This window comes from Clostridioides sp. ZZV15-6597 (assembly GCF_020657815.1).
Taxonomy (GTDB): Bacteria; Bacillota; Clostridia; order Peptostreptococcales; family Peptostreptococcaceae; genus Clostridioides.
The window spans coordinates 14,117-30,222 of record NZ_JAGWCT010000007.1 but is presented as its reverse complement, the minus strand read 5'-3'; the positions used below and the strand labels follow the sequence as shown (position 1 = coordinate 30,222).

The following is a 16,106-nucleotide window of genomic DNA, read 5'->3' as shown; positions in this document are numbered from 1 at the left end:
TAAATAGTAGTACTTTTTTTTATTAAAATGCATTTTTCTACCAAATATACTTAATTATATATAAACTTAAAAAGCAAAAGTAACAAATGATATTATAAGTGCATAGTATTAATTAGGCTATAAAAAGCCGAAGACTTAATAAGAATCGCTTACAGGGAGGGCAATGAAAAATGCAAGATTACAAAAAAAATAAAAAAAGAATGCTAAATCAGCCAATGTCTACAATGAATGAAGAAGAAGTGTATACAGATGAGATAAATTCAGATGATATGAGAGGATTCAAAAAATCACATCATCATAATGGATGTAACAATGATAATAATTGTGATTGTCATGATGATTGTAAACCATGCAATCCATGTAAACCTAATCCATGTGATCCATGTAATCCATGTAAACCTAATCCATGTGATGACAATTGTGGATGCCATGATAATTGCAAATGTGATTGTGAACCATGTCAAATGGATTCAGATGAATGTTTTGAAAACAAATGTGGACCAAACTGCTGTAATCCTATATCTCCAAGAAACTTTTCTATAGCAAATGCAGTTCCATTTGCAATAGAAGCTAATAGAATTTTTGATACTATGCAATTCCAAACATTTACAGATGCAACTGGACCAAATGGAGAACCATTAACTTTTGAAACAGAAGTAGTAGAAGTATTTGGTTCAGTTCCAAGTGCAGGCAGAGCAAGTGTAACTATAGACAAAATATGCTTAAGTAATGATGGAATAGTTATTGACACAGGAATGACAACTTTAGAAGATTTTGAATTGGAACCATTAGGAGATATAATAGGAAGAAACTGTGAAACAACTTTTGAATATGCAGTATGTGGAGAAAGAAACGCTGAATGTTGTAGACAAGGAAAAGGCAAATCAGTAGCTTATAAACAAAGAGGATTAACTGTAGCAGTTCGTAATCTAGTATTAGAACTAAGAGGTAGATGTGGATGTACAGAATTCGTTGCATTAGCTTTCCCAGCAGTCAGAGCAGGAGGTGGATGTAAGAGAAGAGTTGATTTTGTAGAATTTACTTTTAACACACTTTCAGCACCAATATGCTTGCCAGCTGATGGAAGAGCTGTCACTTTAAGACAAGAGTTCCAAACTAATTTAACAGTTGATTGTATAGGAAAATCTATATTAAAATTAGAATGTAGAGAAGGTTGTGATCCTTTCTTTGAATTAATCATACCAAATGATATAGATTTAGTACTTTGCTTACAAGAAACAGTTAGCACATTAATAAGTGAACAAATAGTAGTTTTAGCATCACCAAACCCAATCCAACCAAGACTTGTTGATACTTTCTCTAAAGTATGTGATTTTTCGCAATGTGGACCTAATCAAGGAAATGAAAATTCAGGTTGCCACAGATAGATAGGTAGATATATAGACAGTTTAAATTATAAATAAAAATCATTTAAGGAAGGCTACCAATAGTAGACGATTTACATTGGTAGCCTTCACGTTATTTATAACTAATGTATAGATTTTATAGATTTAAAAAGTACTATAGTATGTAATAAACAAGTAAATATTGATACTATTGTCATTGTGTATATGTATGCATAAATATTAAGCCCTGGAATAGGAAGAAATACATATAGAGCTACTAGCTGAATTAACATACCAGTGATAGTATTTATACTTGAAGCTAATTCTTTTCTTATTGAATGTAAAATACCAGATAGCGTTTGATTTAGTGACATAAATAGTGGTACTAAAAACATAGCTTTTAAATATTCTCCAGCAAGTTTATTTTTAAATACTAATATACATAAATCTTTTCCAAAGAAATAAAAAAACACTGATGATAGCATACCTACAAATAAAGTTAGGAGTATAGAATACTTTATTTTTTTTAGGACACTTTTACGTTTTCTTAAAGCAATTTCTTGTGATATAGTAGGTATCAAATTTACAATAAGTGCTGAGCCAACAGTAAATGGTAAAAATATAAATGGCATTACCATTCCACTGACGACACCGTACATACTTAATGATTGTTGATAAGTCATTCCTGATAATGCTAATCTTGATGGTATCATCATAGAACTAATAGATTGTAAAAGTATGTTTGACATTCTATTGCAAGTTATGGGTATAGACATTTTTAATGTTTCCATAGAAGAATTATAAAAATCCTTTATACTTATAATATATTTATTGTCAAATGAAGAATCTCGACATAGACATATGAGCATAAATATGATATTACTCAATTCACCAATAGATATACCTAAAAGAGCAATATAACAGTTCATAGACTTATCATTTACATACATAACGAGTAAAAAAACAAATAGAATTTTACCCATCTGTTCAATAATTTGTCCAATAGCAGGGACTTTTACGTTCTTTATGCCATAGTAATACCCCCTAAGTACATTTGAAAGTGTTATTATAACTATAGCAGGACAAACTGCGAGTATAAATAAATTCAATTTAGGGTCTTTTAGAAACTTAAGTGATAAAAAAGAACTATTGAAAGATGCAATTATAGATATAATTAATGCTACAAAAAATGATATGTATAAAGTTGATATAAATAAAGCATTAGTATTGTGTTTATCGTTTAAAGCTTTTCTTTTTGCAACTAGGCAACTAAGTGCAGTAGGTATTCCAGTTGTTGTAACAGCTAAGCAAATCATTAAAAAGTTAAAAATCATATGATAAATACCTAAACCTGTTTCGCCCAAAGCTCTTGATAAGAATATTTTATATAAAAATCCAAATATTCTTACGACAAAGTTAGACATAAATAAAATAACTGTTGATAGTACTAAATAAGGTACTTTCAAAAAAATCACCTCCTTATCTTTTAAATATATTCATAAGGAGGTGTAAAAATTTATAATTTTATAAATTCTGGCTTCATTTTATTAAATTTAGATACATACTTAAATCCCATCTTTTTTAGCAATGAATATATGTAATCAAACTCGTATGCAATTTGACTTACATGATGTGAATCTGAGCCTGTAGTTATGATTTCTCCTCCTAAATCTTTATACATCTGAAGGATATATCTAGATGGAGTTAAATCTGGAAGGTTGTATCTGTAGCAAGATGTGTTTATTTCAATACCTTTACCATCATAGATGGCTTGTTTAAGAGTTTCTTCAATTATATCTGAAAATAGTCTATCATCTAAGATAGTATCATAAGGTGCATATCTTTTAATTAAATCTAAATGCCCTAAAACAGAGTAATCCTTATAGTTTTTAACAATATTATACAAATAAAGGTAGTAATTCTCATAGACCTCATGTTGAGTCTTACCTTCAAAATAGCTACCAAGGTATAAATCCATTGTATCTATAGCATGAATAGAACATATTATAAAATCTAATGGATATTGATGAGCTTCTTTTCTATATGTATCTATTAATTGAGTTTGAACTCCAAATTCAATCCCTTTTTTTATTGATATTTTATCTTTATATCTATTTTTAAGAGTTTCTAGACTTTTAAAATAATCTTCGTAGACAATTGAAAAAGAATCATCAGCATAAACATCATAATCGACATGGTCTGTGAAACAAATTTCATTTATACCAAGGTCTATAGATTTTTTTATCATTTCTTCCATTGTAGATTTTCCATCAGTAGAGAAACTTGAGTGCATGTGATAGTCGTAAAACATAAATATTTCCCCTTTTTATAAAAATTTTGGTATTATATATACATACTAAATAATATCAAATATATACTAAAGCATCAACAAAATATAAAAACAATAAGCGGTGATAAATGTGGAAAAATACAAAATAGATTTAAGTGAAAGGAAGTCAACTAAATATATACAAATATTTAATCATATAAAGCAGTTAATAATAAACAAAGAACTAGTTGAGCATGAAAAACTTCCACCAATAAGAAAGTTATCAGATTATTTACATGTAAATAATACTACTATAGTCAAAGTATATGAGCTTTTAGAAAATGAAGGATATGTATATAAAATTATAGGAAGTGGAACTTTTGTATCAAATTCAAATTCTTATAAAAATGGTATAGATAAAGGGAAAAACAAGAATATTAGACAAAGAGATGATTTAATTCATTTCGATAATGGAAATCCATCTAATGATATGTTTCCTATAGATTCATTTAAAAATGCTGTAAATATGGCACTATCTAAAGATGGAAGTTCAATATTTGATTATGATGAAGGTCTAGGCTCTGAGGAATTAAGAGAAAAGATGGTAGAGTATTTAAGTGATGAAAATATAAATACTACTAAAGAAAATATTCAAATAATCTCAGGAGCACAGCAAGGTATAGATATAGTTTGTAAAGGTCTTATAAGTTATTCTGATGTTGTTTTTATGGAAGAGCCCTCTTATAATGGGGCAATTGAAGTATTTAAAAGTAGAGGTGCAAAAATAATATCTATACCTATGTTAGATGATGGAATTGATATAGGTATTTTAAAATTAAAATTGGAAAAAATAAAACCAAGGCTTATATATATTATGCCTAATTTTCAAAACCCAACAGGTATATCTTATTCAACATATAAAAAAAAGAAGCTAATAGAATTGGCAGAAGAACATGATTTTTATATAATTGAAGATGATTTTATAAGTGATTTTATATTTGACTCAAAAGACAATAGAACAGTCAGAAGTTATGATGATAAAAATAGAGTAGTATATATAAAGAGTTTTTCAAAAATACTTATGCCAGGTTTAAGAATAGGGATTGTAGAAATGCCAAACGAATTATTAAAAAAAGTTTTATGGGCTAAATATTCATCAGACATATCAACCCCAGGTCTTATTCAAAAATCAATGTACTACTACATGGAGAATTTTAATTGGAAGAATTATTTGAGTCATATAGAGAAAATATATACTGATAAATACAAGTTAGCAAAAAGCTTGATTAATGATAAATTGAGTGGTAAATTAAAAGTTAGAAAATCTTGTGGAGGGATAAACTTTTTTTTAGAATTGCCAAGAGGATATACATCTCAAAGTTTTACAAGTTTTATGTTAAATAAAGGAGTATCCATGCTTCCAGGGACTTATTTTTTTGATAATCTAGTGGATGATAGATTTTTTAGAATAAATATAGCTCGTCCAAGTATGGAAGAATTAGAAAAGGGAATATCTATAATAAGCGATAATATAGATGAGTTTTTCTGTGAATATAAAAATAAATTAGATATAAAAAGTAATAAATTATTTTATTAATAAATAGAAGTTTTTTAGGAGGAAAAAATGTTTGACAAGAAGAAATTAGATAGGATTAATGAATTAGCAAAGAAAAATAAAGAGGGAGCTCTTTCTGATGATGAAATCAAAGAAAGAGAGACTTTAAGAAAGGAATATTTAGAAAATTTTAGAGCTCATTTTAAATCAAGACTTGACAGTGTTAAAGTAGTCTCACCAGAGGAATATGAACAATATATGAAAAATAATAAAAATTAAAACTTAATAGGAGGAAAACATGGACTTAAAGCATGAATTTAAGAATGCATGGGAAATTGAAAAAAAAGAAAATGCTATTGAACAGGTTATGGAATATGCTCGCAATTATATGGATTTTTTAAGTAAATCAAAAACTGAAAGACTTTCAGTAAAAGAAATTATAAAATTGGCTAAAGAAAATGGTTATATTTCAATAGATGAAGCTATGGAAAAGGGAAGTGTGAGTCATGGGGACAAGATTTATGCTATAAATAAAGAAAAAGCAGTAGCACTTTTTGTGATAGGTAAAAATTATATAGAAAAAGGTATGAAGATTATAGGTAGTCATATAGATTCGCCAAGATTAGATTTAAAACCAAACCCATTGTATCAAGAAGCTAATCTAGGTTTTTTTAAGACTCACTACTATGGAGGAATTAAAAAATATCAATGGACAGCTATTCCTCTTGCTTTACATGGAGTAGTTATATTAAATGATGGTACAAAAGTGGATGTATCTATTGGTGAAGAAGACAGTGACCCAGTATTTTGTGTAACTGACCTATTGGTTCATTTAGCTGGAGACCAAATGCAAAAGAAATTGTCAGAAGGAATCAGTGGTGAAGCCTTAAATGTATTGATTGGAAATATGCCTTTGGATGGCGAAGAAAAAGAACCTATAACAGCAAATATATTAAAAATTTTAAATGAAAAATATAGTATAGTTGAAGAAGATTTATTAAGTGCTGAGATTGAAGTAGTTCCAGCTGGGAAGGCAAGAGATTTGGGATTTGATAGGTCAATGGTATTAGGATATGGCCATGATGATAGAGTATGTTCATATGCTGCTGTAAAAGCTATATTAGAGACTAGACAACCAGAATTTACTTCAGTTACATTATGTGTGGACAAAGAAGAAGTTGGCTCCCAAGGAAATACAGGTATGCATTCAAAGTTTTTTGAAAATACTGTAGCTGAGTTAATAGCTTTAGAAGGCGATTACTGTGATATTAAAGTAAGAAGAGCTTTAGCAAATAGTAAAGTATTATCAGCTGATGTTGCAGCTGGATATGACCCAAATTTTGGTGAGGCATATGAAAAAAGAAATTCTGCATATATGGGAAATGGAATAGTTTTAAATAAGTATACTGGTTCGAGAGGTAAGAGTGGATGTAATGATGCCAATGCTGAGTTTATATCAGAAGTAAAAAGAATTTTTAATGAGGGTAATGTAGTATGGCAAACTGCTGAACTTGGGAAAGTGGACCAAGGTGGAGGAGGCACAATAGCCTACATCCTAGCAAATCAAGGCGCAGAGGTTATAGACTGTGGTGTTGGTGTTTTAAATATGCATGCACCACATGAGATTGTTTCTAAAGTAGATATATATGAAATGTACAAAGGATATAAGGCGTTTTTTAATATAAACTTATAAATTTAATATACAATAATATAAGTAATAAGTAATAAGTAATAAGTAATAAGTAATAAGTAATAAGTAAATAGAGTAGTATTATACTATGCTCATTAATTAAATGAACATAGTATAAATACTACTCTATTTATTTTATTAATTCAGTAGTTTATAATTTAAATTTGAGTTCCATGTATTAAAATTATTATATTATGATTTCAAAGTACTCACATAGTCTGTTTAGAAATTTATCTTCTAATGGAGAAAAAGTTTTCTTTTTAGAATAAATAAAGAAAAATTTTCTTGTAAAATCAACATCTTTTATTTTGTAGCATTTTATTTTGCCTGCATTTAGATAATCAATAGCTGAAATATATGATATAAAAGATACACCAAGGCCTAATCTAACCATTTCTTTAATGGCTTCATTTGATTCTACATGAGCTATTACATTTAATTTGTTTACCGGAAAGTTATTTTTGCTGAGTGTGTTTAGTATTAAGTTTCTAGTACCAGAGCCTTCTTTTCTCATAATAAAATTGAAAGAAGCCAATTCTTCTATGTCAATGTAATTATTCTTGTTATCAATTTTAAAATCTGAAGGAGTAATAAGTACAAGTTCATCATCTAATAAGTCTAGATATTCGATTTGAGGATTGTTAATTTTAGAACCAACTAATCCAAAGCTTATCCGTTCATTTAAAATTTCTGATATAGCGTATTGAGAATCATAATGGCTTATAGAAAATTTTACATCTGGATAACTCATAGAAAAATTCTTCATAAAATCAGGGAGAATATAAGTTTCCGGTATAGAACTACATGCTATATCTATAATACCTTCTATTTTACCTGAATATTCTTTTATATCATAAATTGCACGTTTACAGTTGTTTAATATATATATAGCGTGCTCGTAAAGAATTTCACCAGATTTTGTGAGTGTAATAACTTTGTTGCTTCTGTTTATAAGTACAGTCTCTAATTCTCTTTCTAAATTTTGTATATGTGCACTTACAGTAGGTTGAGTTAAAAAAAGCTCTCTTGCAGCCTTTGAAAAACTTTGGTGTTTTGCAACAGCAACAAATACTTCGAGTTGTTTAAAATCCATTATTTAATCCTCCTTAAATTATCTAAAACTATTATAACATATTTGATAAATTAATGGTTGAAGGGGATTTTTGAAATAGAAAACCTTAAAATGTTTATGGAGTTTTTGATTGTTTAGGAATAATTTGGTATAATGTTATAAGGATATTTACCACAAGTATCTTGCAAATTGAATTTTCAAAATTCAACTTTAAAATGTGTTTTGTTACAAAAAAATTACAAATAGCTTCTTAATCTTATTAAATTTAAATAAATATTATATAATTATTTTATAAAATAATGAACGTAATTATTGAAAAAAGAGATAATCACACAATGAGATATAGATAAATATTATAGAATTTAAGAAAGGAGGATTGATTTATGAAGTTAAAAAGGTCATTAGTTTGTGTAACTATTTTAGGGATTGTACTTGTTGGATGTCATAAGGAAACTACTAAAGAGAAAAATCAAGTAGCAAGTAAAGCAACACAGCAAAAAACTATGACAAAAGTTCAAAATAATGTTAATGAAATGATAGATAAAGATTATAAATATGTTATAAAGAATATGGGAATACCTTATAACACAATTTATTATATAAAAAATAAGAATTTAAAAGAATCAAATACAATGCAAGATATAAATACATCAAGTTATATGACATTAGTTTACCCTAAATATACTGGAAACAATGAATTAGATGGAAGTGCTTTATACATTAATATTAATAAAAATAAAGTTGTTAATGTTGAAACAAATTCTTTTTCATCACAAAGTATAATAGCTGTAGATGAAAATTATGGTATTATGATTGAAAAAAATGATAATGAAAAATCAGCTGTATCTTTAGAAGAATATAAAAACATTGATTTAGGAGAGTATATTGGAGTTGAAGAATCTAGAATAAATGAAATCGTGGGTAATGCCAATTATGATTTAACAGCATATAACCATGAAGGCAATAGGGTAGTGAGGAGTTATAGATTAAAGAAAGATAATAAAGTATTAGAAAAAGAAATACTTACAATAAGTATAGTAGACAATAAAATAAAGTCTATAAAAACTATTGAGAGCGATAAATTTGTAAAAATAATAAAAGGAGCTTTATTAGAATAATGAATTTTAAAGCATATAAGCCTGTTTCAAGGTAGAAGTAAATTTCTAACTTGAAACAGTTTTTTTTATGTATAAAATTGAAATTAATACAATTAATAATAATTTTATAAGATTCATTAAATTTAAACTGCACTTATAGACAACAATTAGTTATAATTAAATATAAGCTAAAATGATTTATATAAAAAATATATTGGGGTGTATTTAAAATGATAGGATTAGCAGATGCCATAAAAATTATTGAAGAAAATGTTATACCAATAAGTAGGATTAAGAGAGTTAATCTTATAGAAGCAGTAAATAAAGTAGTTGCAGAAGATATATATTCAACAATTGATAGTCCTCCATTTGACAGGTCACCATATGATGGTTATGCATATGATGCAAATTCTGAAAATAAAAATTTAAAGGTCATAGGAATATTATATGCAGGAGAAGTATTTGATGGTATATTAAATAAAAATGAAGCAGTGAAGATAATGACTGGTGGAAAAATTCCAAAGGGAGCAAACTGTGTAGTAAAAAAAGAAGATGTGACAATTAGAGAAGATATGATAACTTTAAATGTAAAACTAAAGGAATATGATAATTATATATTTAAAGGTGAGGATATAAAAAAAGGTCAATTAATTATTAGTAAAAATCAAAATATAGGGTATGATGGTATAGGAGTATTAGCGAGTCTTGGAATATCTAAATTAGATGTATATGATGATTTAAAAGTGGGCGTTTTAAATACAGGAACAGAATTACAAGATATAAATGAAACTTTAGAGGATGGTAAAATATATGATAGTAATAGATATACATTATATTCAAAGCTTCTAAAGCTTGGAATACAAGCAGATACAATATGTACTTGTTCTGATGATATACAAGAGTTAGAAAAAAAAGTAAAGGATATGCTAGAAAATGTAGATTTTTTAATTACTACAGGTGGTGTATCTGTTGGAGATAAAGATTTAATACCAGATGTATTTAGAAACATAGGAGCAAAAGAATTGTTTTGGAAGATAAATATTAAACCTGGAGGTGCTTGCTATGTAGCTACATTGGGAGAAAAAATATTGTTTGGGCTTTCTGGTAATCCACATGCAGCAATTGTGGTATTTGATAATGTAGTTGTTCCTGTGATTGAGTATTTAACATATAAAGAAAGCAGTCATTATATAAAAGCTATATTTAAAGGAGAATTTAACAAATTCTCAAATAACGATAGGTTTGTAAGTGGAAAATTATATACAGATGAAGGTAAATTATATGTTAAGTTAAATGATAAAAAAGATGCCAAGGCTAGATTATCTGCAACATTAAGAAGTAATTGCATGATTAAGATAAAAAAGAGAGAAATAATAAAAGAAAACCAATTAGTAGATGTTGTTGTTATATAGTTTTATGAAGGGGATATGGTTTTATGTATAATATATTATCAATTGTTTCCTATTCAGGAGTAGGTAAAACTACATTAATTGAAGGTATAGTAAAAGAATTAAGTAAAGAAGGTTATAATGTTGGAGTTATCAAACACACATGCCATGATTTTGAGATGGATGAGGAAGGTAAAGATACTTATAAACATAGAAAATCAGGTGCGAGAAAAGTTTGTATAATATCAAATAAGAGGTTAGCATATATTGAAGAATTAAAAGATAAAAATCCACTATATAAAATGATTAGGTTTTATGAAGACATGGATTTGATTATTATAGAGGGGTATAAAAATTACAGATTTAAAAGATTAGAGATAACTAGAAAAGATAAGTATAAGGATATTTTATCAAATAAATCTGATTTGATAGGTATTGTAAGTGATATAGAATATGATTTAAATGTTAAGCAGTTTGGTTTGAATGACTACAAAACTATATCAAAGTACATAGAATCTTGTATAAAAAATAATACTTTAAAATTAAATGATAGTGAAATAAAAAACATATTAAAAGAATAATTTTAAGATATTATTTTGATATAAAATGGTATAATTATTTATATATAAATAAAGATATGAGAAATTTATTTAATTATAAAAATCGTATTTTGAATTATAAAACATTATAGTAATCGTAGGAGGATAATATGAAAAAAATATTAGTAGCATGTGGAGCAGGAATTGCAACGTCAACAGTAGTTTGCGACAAAGTAGAAAGATTGGTTAAAGAAAATAACATACAAGCAGAAGTTATACAATGTAAAATCGCTGAATGTGCAACAAAACAAGAAGGTGCTGATTTAATAGTATCTACTACTATATTACCAACAACTTATGATATACCTGCAATAAAAGCAACAGCATACATAACAGGTATAAATACTGCTGCATTAGATAAGAAAATATTGGATGCTTTAAAATAAGTTTTTAAGTTTACAGTTATAAAAAATATTTAGTACTAAATATAGAGTTGTATCTTTGTAAAATTTTATTTACATAGATACGGCTCTTTTTAGGTGTATTTTAAATATGTAATTATATAAAATAAATATTCAATTTTATGAAAAATATTTTTTTGAATTGTAATTTTATAAAAGATTTAAAATTAGTGTTATGTTATACTAATTTAAGGGTATTTTTTAGACGTATTGATAAAGGAGGATTTAAAACTTATGATAAAACAATTTGTCAAATATTATAAACCATATAAGAAAATCTTTACATTAGACCTTATAGCAGCATTCTTATTTTCTTTATGTGATTTAGTTTATCCTATGATAACTAGAAATATAATGGATGACATTGTTCCAAATAAAAATTTAAGAATGCTAGTAGTTTTTGCAGTTGTACTTATACTTATATTTATAGCAAAAGCAGGACTTAATTATTTTATGCAATATTGGGGACATGTCATTGGTGTAGATATGCAAGCTGATATGAGAAATGAGGTATTTACACACTTACAGAAGCTTCCAAATACTTATTTTGATAATAATAAATCTGGTGTAACTATGTCTAGAATAGTAAATGACTTAATGGATATAACAGAACTTGCACATCATGGTCCTGAAGATTTATTCATTTCTATAGTAATGTTAGTTGGTTCATTCTTTATACTTATAGATATAAATATTCCTCTTACTCTTATAATATTTGCTATATTGCCATTTATAATTTGGTTTGCGATAACAAAAAAAGATAAGATGAATATAGCTTTTATGAAAAGTAGAGTTACTATAGGTGATGTAAATGCAACTTTAGAAAATAGCATAGCTGGAATGAAAGTAACTAAGTCTTTTTGTACTGAAAAGGAAGAATTAAACAAGTTTGTAAGAAGCAATAAATTATTTAGGAGAGCACGACAAGATTCTTATAAAGTAATGGCAGAATACTATTCTGGTATGAACTTATATATGGATATTTTGGAATGGGTAGTTGTCATAGCTGGTGGATACTTTACTTATCTTGGAAAAATTACTTTAGGTGATTTTGCTGCATATATATTATATGTAAAAATGTTTATACAACCTATGAAGAAATTGATAAACTTTACAGAACAATATCAAAATGGTATGACAGGTTTTAAAAGATTCATAGAGATAATGGAACAAGACCATCAAAAAGAAGCTAAAAACCCTGTTGAGCTTGAACATGTAAAAGGTAATATCGACATAGAAAATATATCTTTTACATATGAAGATGATACTCAAGTATTAGATAATCTGAGTCTGTCTATAGAAGCTGGGAAAACTATAGCTCTAGTTGGACCTTCTGGTGGAGGAAAGACTACATTATGCAATTTATTGCCAAGATTTTATGAATTTGATAAAGGTGATATAAAAATTGATGGAAAGAGTATAAGGGATGTAAGCTTAAAATCATTGAGAAAAAATATAGGTATAGTACAACAGGATGTATTTTTATTTACAGGGACTATAAGAGATAATATTCTTTGTGGAAATCCTAGTGCTACAGATGAAGAGATGATTGATGCTGCAAAAAAAGCTAGAATACACGATTTTGTAGAAACTCTGCCAGATGGATATGACACTTATATAGGAGAAAGAGGAGTAAAATTATCTGGTGGGCAAAAACAAAGAATTTCAATTTCGAGAATCTTTTTAAAGAATCCTCCAATAATAATATTGGATGAAGCTACTTCCGCTTTAGATAATGTAACAGAAAGAGAAATTCAAGAGTCTTTAGAAGAATTAAGCAAAGATAGAACAAATTTAGTTGTTGCACATAGATTGACTACTATAAAAAATGCTGATGAAATCATAGTACTGACAGATAAAGGAATTGAAGAAAGAGGTACTCATGAAGAGTTAGTAAACAAAAATGGCGTATATAGTAGATTACACAATAACTAACATATAAATTAAATTTATAAACATAGAATATATTAAGATTTATAAAGCAAATTCATTTTATATTAATGAGATGTTTTATGAAAAATGTATTCTATGTTTTATTTTTTGCAAATTATGCTCAATTCTATTTATAAGAGTACTGTAAAATAGCCAATGTGTAGGGTAACGTTTTTACAAAAAGAATAATTTAGAAAACTAACTTTAATTAATAGAATTTATAGAATTTTATGAAAAAAATCGAATTTTGACTTGAAATGTTTTTCAAAAGTAGTAAAATAATGGATAACTATACATACATTGTATACAAATATATTTATTTATGAGGGGGGATTTTGTATGGAAGCAATAACAGCTTTTTGTCTAGTTTTAGTATCACTGACGATAGGAGATGTAGTTTCAGCAAAAACTAAAGCTTTTGTTCCATCAGTTTTTGTATCAGCAATTATATTTATAGTAGGATTTTGGACTTTTTTCCCAGAAAATATCGTGGACCTAGCAGCTCTAGGAACACCATTGGCACAGTTAGGTATGCTTTTATTAATAACTCATATGGGAACTATGATGAGTATTAAAGAGTTAGCAGGTCAATGGAAGACAATAGTAATAGCACTAGCAGGGATAGTAGGAATATGTGTAGGAGCTTTAGCATTAGGAACTCTAGTGTTTGGATGGGATACGGCAGTAATAGCTACACCTCCTCTTACTGGAGGATTAGTTGCATCTATAATGATGGCAGATGCTGCTACAGCAAAAGGTCTTGCAAGCTTAGCAGTTCTAGCAATTTTAATGTATGTGGCACAGGGGTTTGCAGGTTATCCTATCACAGCATTAATGCTTAAAAAAGAAGGAAAAAGACTTTTATCAGATTTTAGAAGTGGAAAAGTGACTGTAACTAAAGTTGAAGAAGAAACTAAAAAAGTACCTGAGCAAAAGAGTAAGTTTAAGATAATTCCAGATTTACCTGAAAAGTATGATACAACATATATGATAATACTTAGATTAGGACTTGTAGCATGGTTAGCAGTGCAATTCACAAATCTTACACATGAAGTTGTATCAAGATATGTTATCTGTTTAATATTTGGTGTAATAGCATCAGAACTTGGAATAGTTGACAGAAAACCACTTAATAAATCAGGTTCATTTGGGTGGTTAATGACATCATTGATGGCTTTCATATTTGCAGGATTAGCAAAAGCTACACCAGCAATGCTTGCTGAAATGGCTGTTCCTCTTGTAGGAATTATAATTTTTGGTGTAATAGGTATGGGGATATTCTCTATTATAGTAGGTAAGCTTTTAGGTGAAAGTAAGGAAATGGCATTTTCAGTTTCACTTACAGCACTTTATGGTTTCCCACCAAATTATATATTAACTGAAGAAGCAGTAAAGGCCTTGGCTGAAACTCCAGAAGAAAAAGAATTTTTGATGGATAAAATGCTTCCAAAGATGCTTGTTGGTGGATTTACTACAGTAACAATAGCTTCTGTAGTAATAGCAGGTATTTTTGTAAATCTTATATAAATTTTAACTAATAAATAAGGCATTTAAATAATAAGAAGAATATGTTACACTTGGAGGTCTGGAATGAATATTAAAGAAATAACAAATGGATATAAAGATTATGTAATCAAACTTAGAAGAGAATTTCATGAAAATCCTGAAAAAAGTATGGAAGAATTTAGAACATCAAAGAGAATTAAAGAAGAACTTGATAAGATAGGAGTACCATATGTATCAGCTGGAGGTACAGGTGTAATTGCAACTATAAAAGGAGCTAACCCAGGAAAAACTGTAGCACTTAGAGGAGATATGGATGCACTTCAAGTTGTTGAATGTACAGGCGTAGAATACAAATCAAAAAATGAGGGGCTTATGCATGCTTGTGCACATGATGGTCACACATCAATGCTTTTAGGAGCAGCTAAGGTTTTGAATGATATTAAAGATGATATTAAGGGAACTGTGAAATTATTTTTTCAACCAGGAGAAGAAGTAGGTAGAGGTGCAAGAGCTATGATTAAAGATGGTGCTATGGAAGGTGTAGATGGTGTATTTGGAATTCATCTTTGGAGTGATGTGGAGTGTGGGACTGTATCAGTTGAAGAAGGTCCAAGAATGGCTTCTGCTGATTTCTTCAAAATTACTGTAAAAGGTAAGGGTGGCCACGGTTCACTTCCTCATCAAGGTGTTGATGCAGTACTTGCAAGTTCTGCATTAGTTATGAACCTACAATCCATGGTTAGTAGAGAAGTAAGTCCTTTAGAGCCACTAGTTGTAAGTGTTGGAGTTTTAAATTCTGGAACAAGATTTAATGTAATAGCAAGTGAAGCTGTTCTAGAAGGCACAATAAGATTATTTAATCCAGAACTTAGAAAACAAATTCCTACGATTTTAGAACGTATTGCAAAATCTACAACAGAAGCATATAGAGCAGAAGCTGAGTTAGAGTATGGATATTTAACACCAGCTGTTATAAATGACAAGGAATGCTCAGAGATAGCTACAGATGCAGTAATTAAGCTATTTGGAAAAGAAAGTATAGCACTATTTGAAAAAGTAACAGGAGCAGAGGATTTTGCTGAGTTTATGAATATTGCACCTGGTGCATTGGCATTTGTAGGCGCTAGAAATGAAGCCAAAGGAGCTTGTTATCCTCATCATCATGGGTGTTTTAATATAGATGAAGATGCCTTAGAGATTGGAACTGCTTTATATGTTCAATATGCAGTAGACTTTTTAAATAAATAATTT

Annotated in this window: 14 protein-coding genes; 11 read left to right on the top strand and 3 right to left on the bottom strand. The window is 28.3% G+C overall.

From position 1 onward, the window contains the following. The first annotated feature begins 170 nt into the window (after positions 1–170). Complete coding sequence (locus KGF52_RS02955; protein WP_227839091.1) at positions 171–1,388, top strand: hypothetical protein; 1,218 nt, start codon at positions 171–173, stop codon at positions 1,386–1,388. Positions 1,389–1,489: 101 nt separating this feature from the next. On the opposite strand, the gene KGF52_RS02950 is transcribed toward KGF52_RS02955, so the two are convergent. Together KGF52_RS02950 and KGF52_RS02945 are read right to left on the bottom strand one after the other, a co-directional pair. Next, on the bottom strand, positions 1,490–2,812 hold the full coding sequence (locus tag KGF52_RS02950) for a polysaccharide biosynthesis protein (protein WP_227839090.1): 1,323 nt from the start codon (positions 2,810–2,812) through the stop codon (positions 1,490–1,492). 50 nt (positions 2,813–2,862) lie between these two features. Beyond that, on the bottom strand, positions 2,863–3,657 hold the full coding sequence (locus KGF52_RS02945) for a histidinol-phosphatase HisJ family protein (protein ID WP_227827032.1): 795 nt from the start codon (positions 3,655–3,657) through the stop codon (positions 2,863–2,865). A 109-nt stretch (positions 3,658–3,766) separates the two neighbouring features. Here KGF52_RS02945 and KGF52_RS02940 point away from each other — a divergent pair, with 109 nt between their 5' ends. From KGF52_RS02940 to KGF52_RS02930, 3 genes are read left to right on the top strand one after another with little or no spacing between them, the layout of a single operon-like run. Next, positions 3,767–5,212, top strand: a complete 1,446-nt coding sequence (locus KGF52_RS02940) for a PLP-dependent aminotransferase family protein (RefSeq protein ID WP_227839089.1) — start codon at positions 3,767–3,769, stop codon at positions 5,210–5,212. A gap of 27 nt (positions 5,213–5,239) precedes the next feature. After that, positions 5,240–5,449 (top strand): DUF896 domain-containing protein, encoded by a 210-nt coding sequence (locus KGF52_RS02935; protein ID WP_227827034.1) that lies wholly within the window; start codon positions 5,240–5,242, stop codon positions 5,447–5,449. A 19-nt stretch (positions 5,450–5,468) separates the two neighbouring features. Beyond that, positions 5,469–6,863, top strand: a complete 1,395-nt coding sequence (locus tag KGF52_RS02930) for an aminopeptidase (RefSeq protein WP_227827035.1) — start codon at positions 5,469–5,471, stop codon at positions 6,861–6,863. A 184-nt stretch (positions 6,864–7,047) separates the two neighbouring features. On the opposite strand, the gene KGF52_RS02925 is transcribed toward KGF52_RS02930, so the two are convergent. After that, positions 7,048–7,953 (bottom strand): selenium metabolism-associated LysR family transcriptional regulator, encoded by a 906-nt coding sequence (locus KGF52_RS02925; protein ID WP_227839088.1) that lies wholly within the window; start codon positions 7,951–7,953, stop codon positions 7,048–7,050. Between the two features lie 362 nt (positions 7,954–8,315). Between KGF52_RS02925 and KGF52_RS02920 the strand changes: the two genes are divergently transcribed. The 7 genes from KGF52_RS02920 (at position 8,316) to KGF52_RS02890 (ending at position 16,103) form a co-directional block, all read left to right on the top strand. Next, positions 8,316–9,050, top strand: coding sequence for a hypothetical protein (locus tag KGF52_RS02920; protein ID WP_227839087.1), 735 nt, complete (start codon positions 8,316–8,318; stop codon positions 9,048–9,050). A 209-nt stretch (positions 9,051–9,259) separates the two neighbouring features. Then, positions 9,260–10,441, top strand: a complete 1,182-nt coding sequence (locus KGF52_RS02915) for a molybdopterin molybdotransferase MoeA (protein ID WP_227839086.1) — start codon at positions 9,260–9,262, stop codon at positions 10,439–10,441. Positions 10,442–10,464: 23 nt separating this feature from the next. Continuing rightward, positions 10,465–10,998, top strand: coding sequence for a molybdopterin-guanine dinucleotide biosynthesis protein B (mobB, locus tag KGF52_RS02910; protein WP_227839085.1), 534 nt, complete (start codon positions 10,465–10,467; stop codon positions 10,996–10,998). A gap of 128 nt (positions 10,999–11,126) precedes the next feature. After that, on the top strand, positions 11,127–11,402 hold the full coding sequence (locus tag KGF52_RS02905) for a PTS sugar transporter subunit IIB (RefSeq protein ID WP_227434042.1): 276 nt from the start codon (positions 11,127–11,129) through the stop codon (positions 11,400–11,402). Positions 11,403–11,651: 249 nt separating this feature from the next. Beyond that, complete coding sequence (locus tag KGF52_RS02900; protein WP_227839084.1) at positions 11,652–13,352, top strand: ABC transporter ATP-binding protein; 1,701 nt, start codon at positions 11,652–11,654, stop codon at positions 13,350–13,352. Positions 13,353–13,688: 336 nt separating this feature from the next. Next, positions 13,689–14,876 carry a hypothetical protein gene (locus KGF52_RS02895; protein ID WP_227839083.1) on the top strand — a complete coding sequence of 396 codons (1,188 nt, stop codon included), beginning with the start codon at positions 13,689–13,691 and terminating at the stop codon, positions 14,874–14,876. Positions 14,877–14,939: 63 nt separating this feature from the next. Further along, positions 14,940–16,103 carry a M20 family metallopeptidase gene (locus tag KGF52_RS02890; RefSeq protein WP_227839082.1) on the top strand — a complete coding sequence of 388 codons (1,164 nt, stop codon included), beginning with the start codon at positions 14,940–14,942 and terminating at the stop codon, positions 16,101–16,103. Positions 16,104–16,106 lie beyond the last annotated feature (3 nt).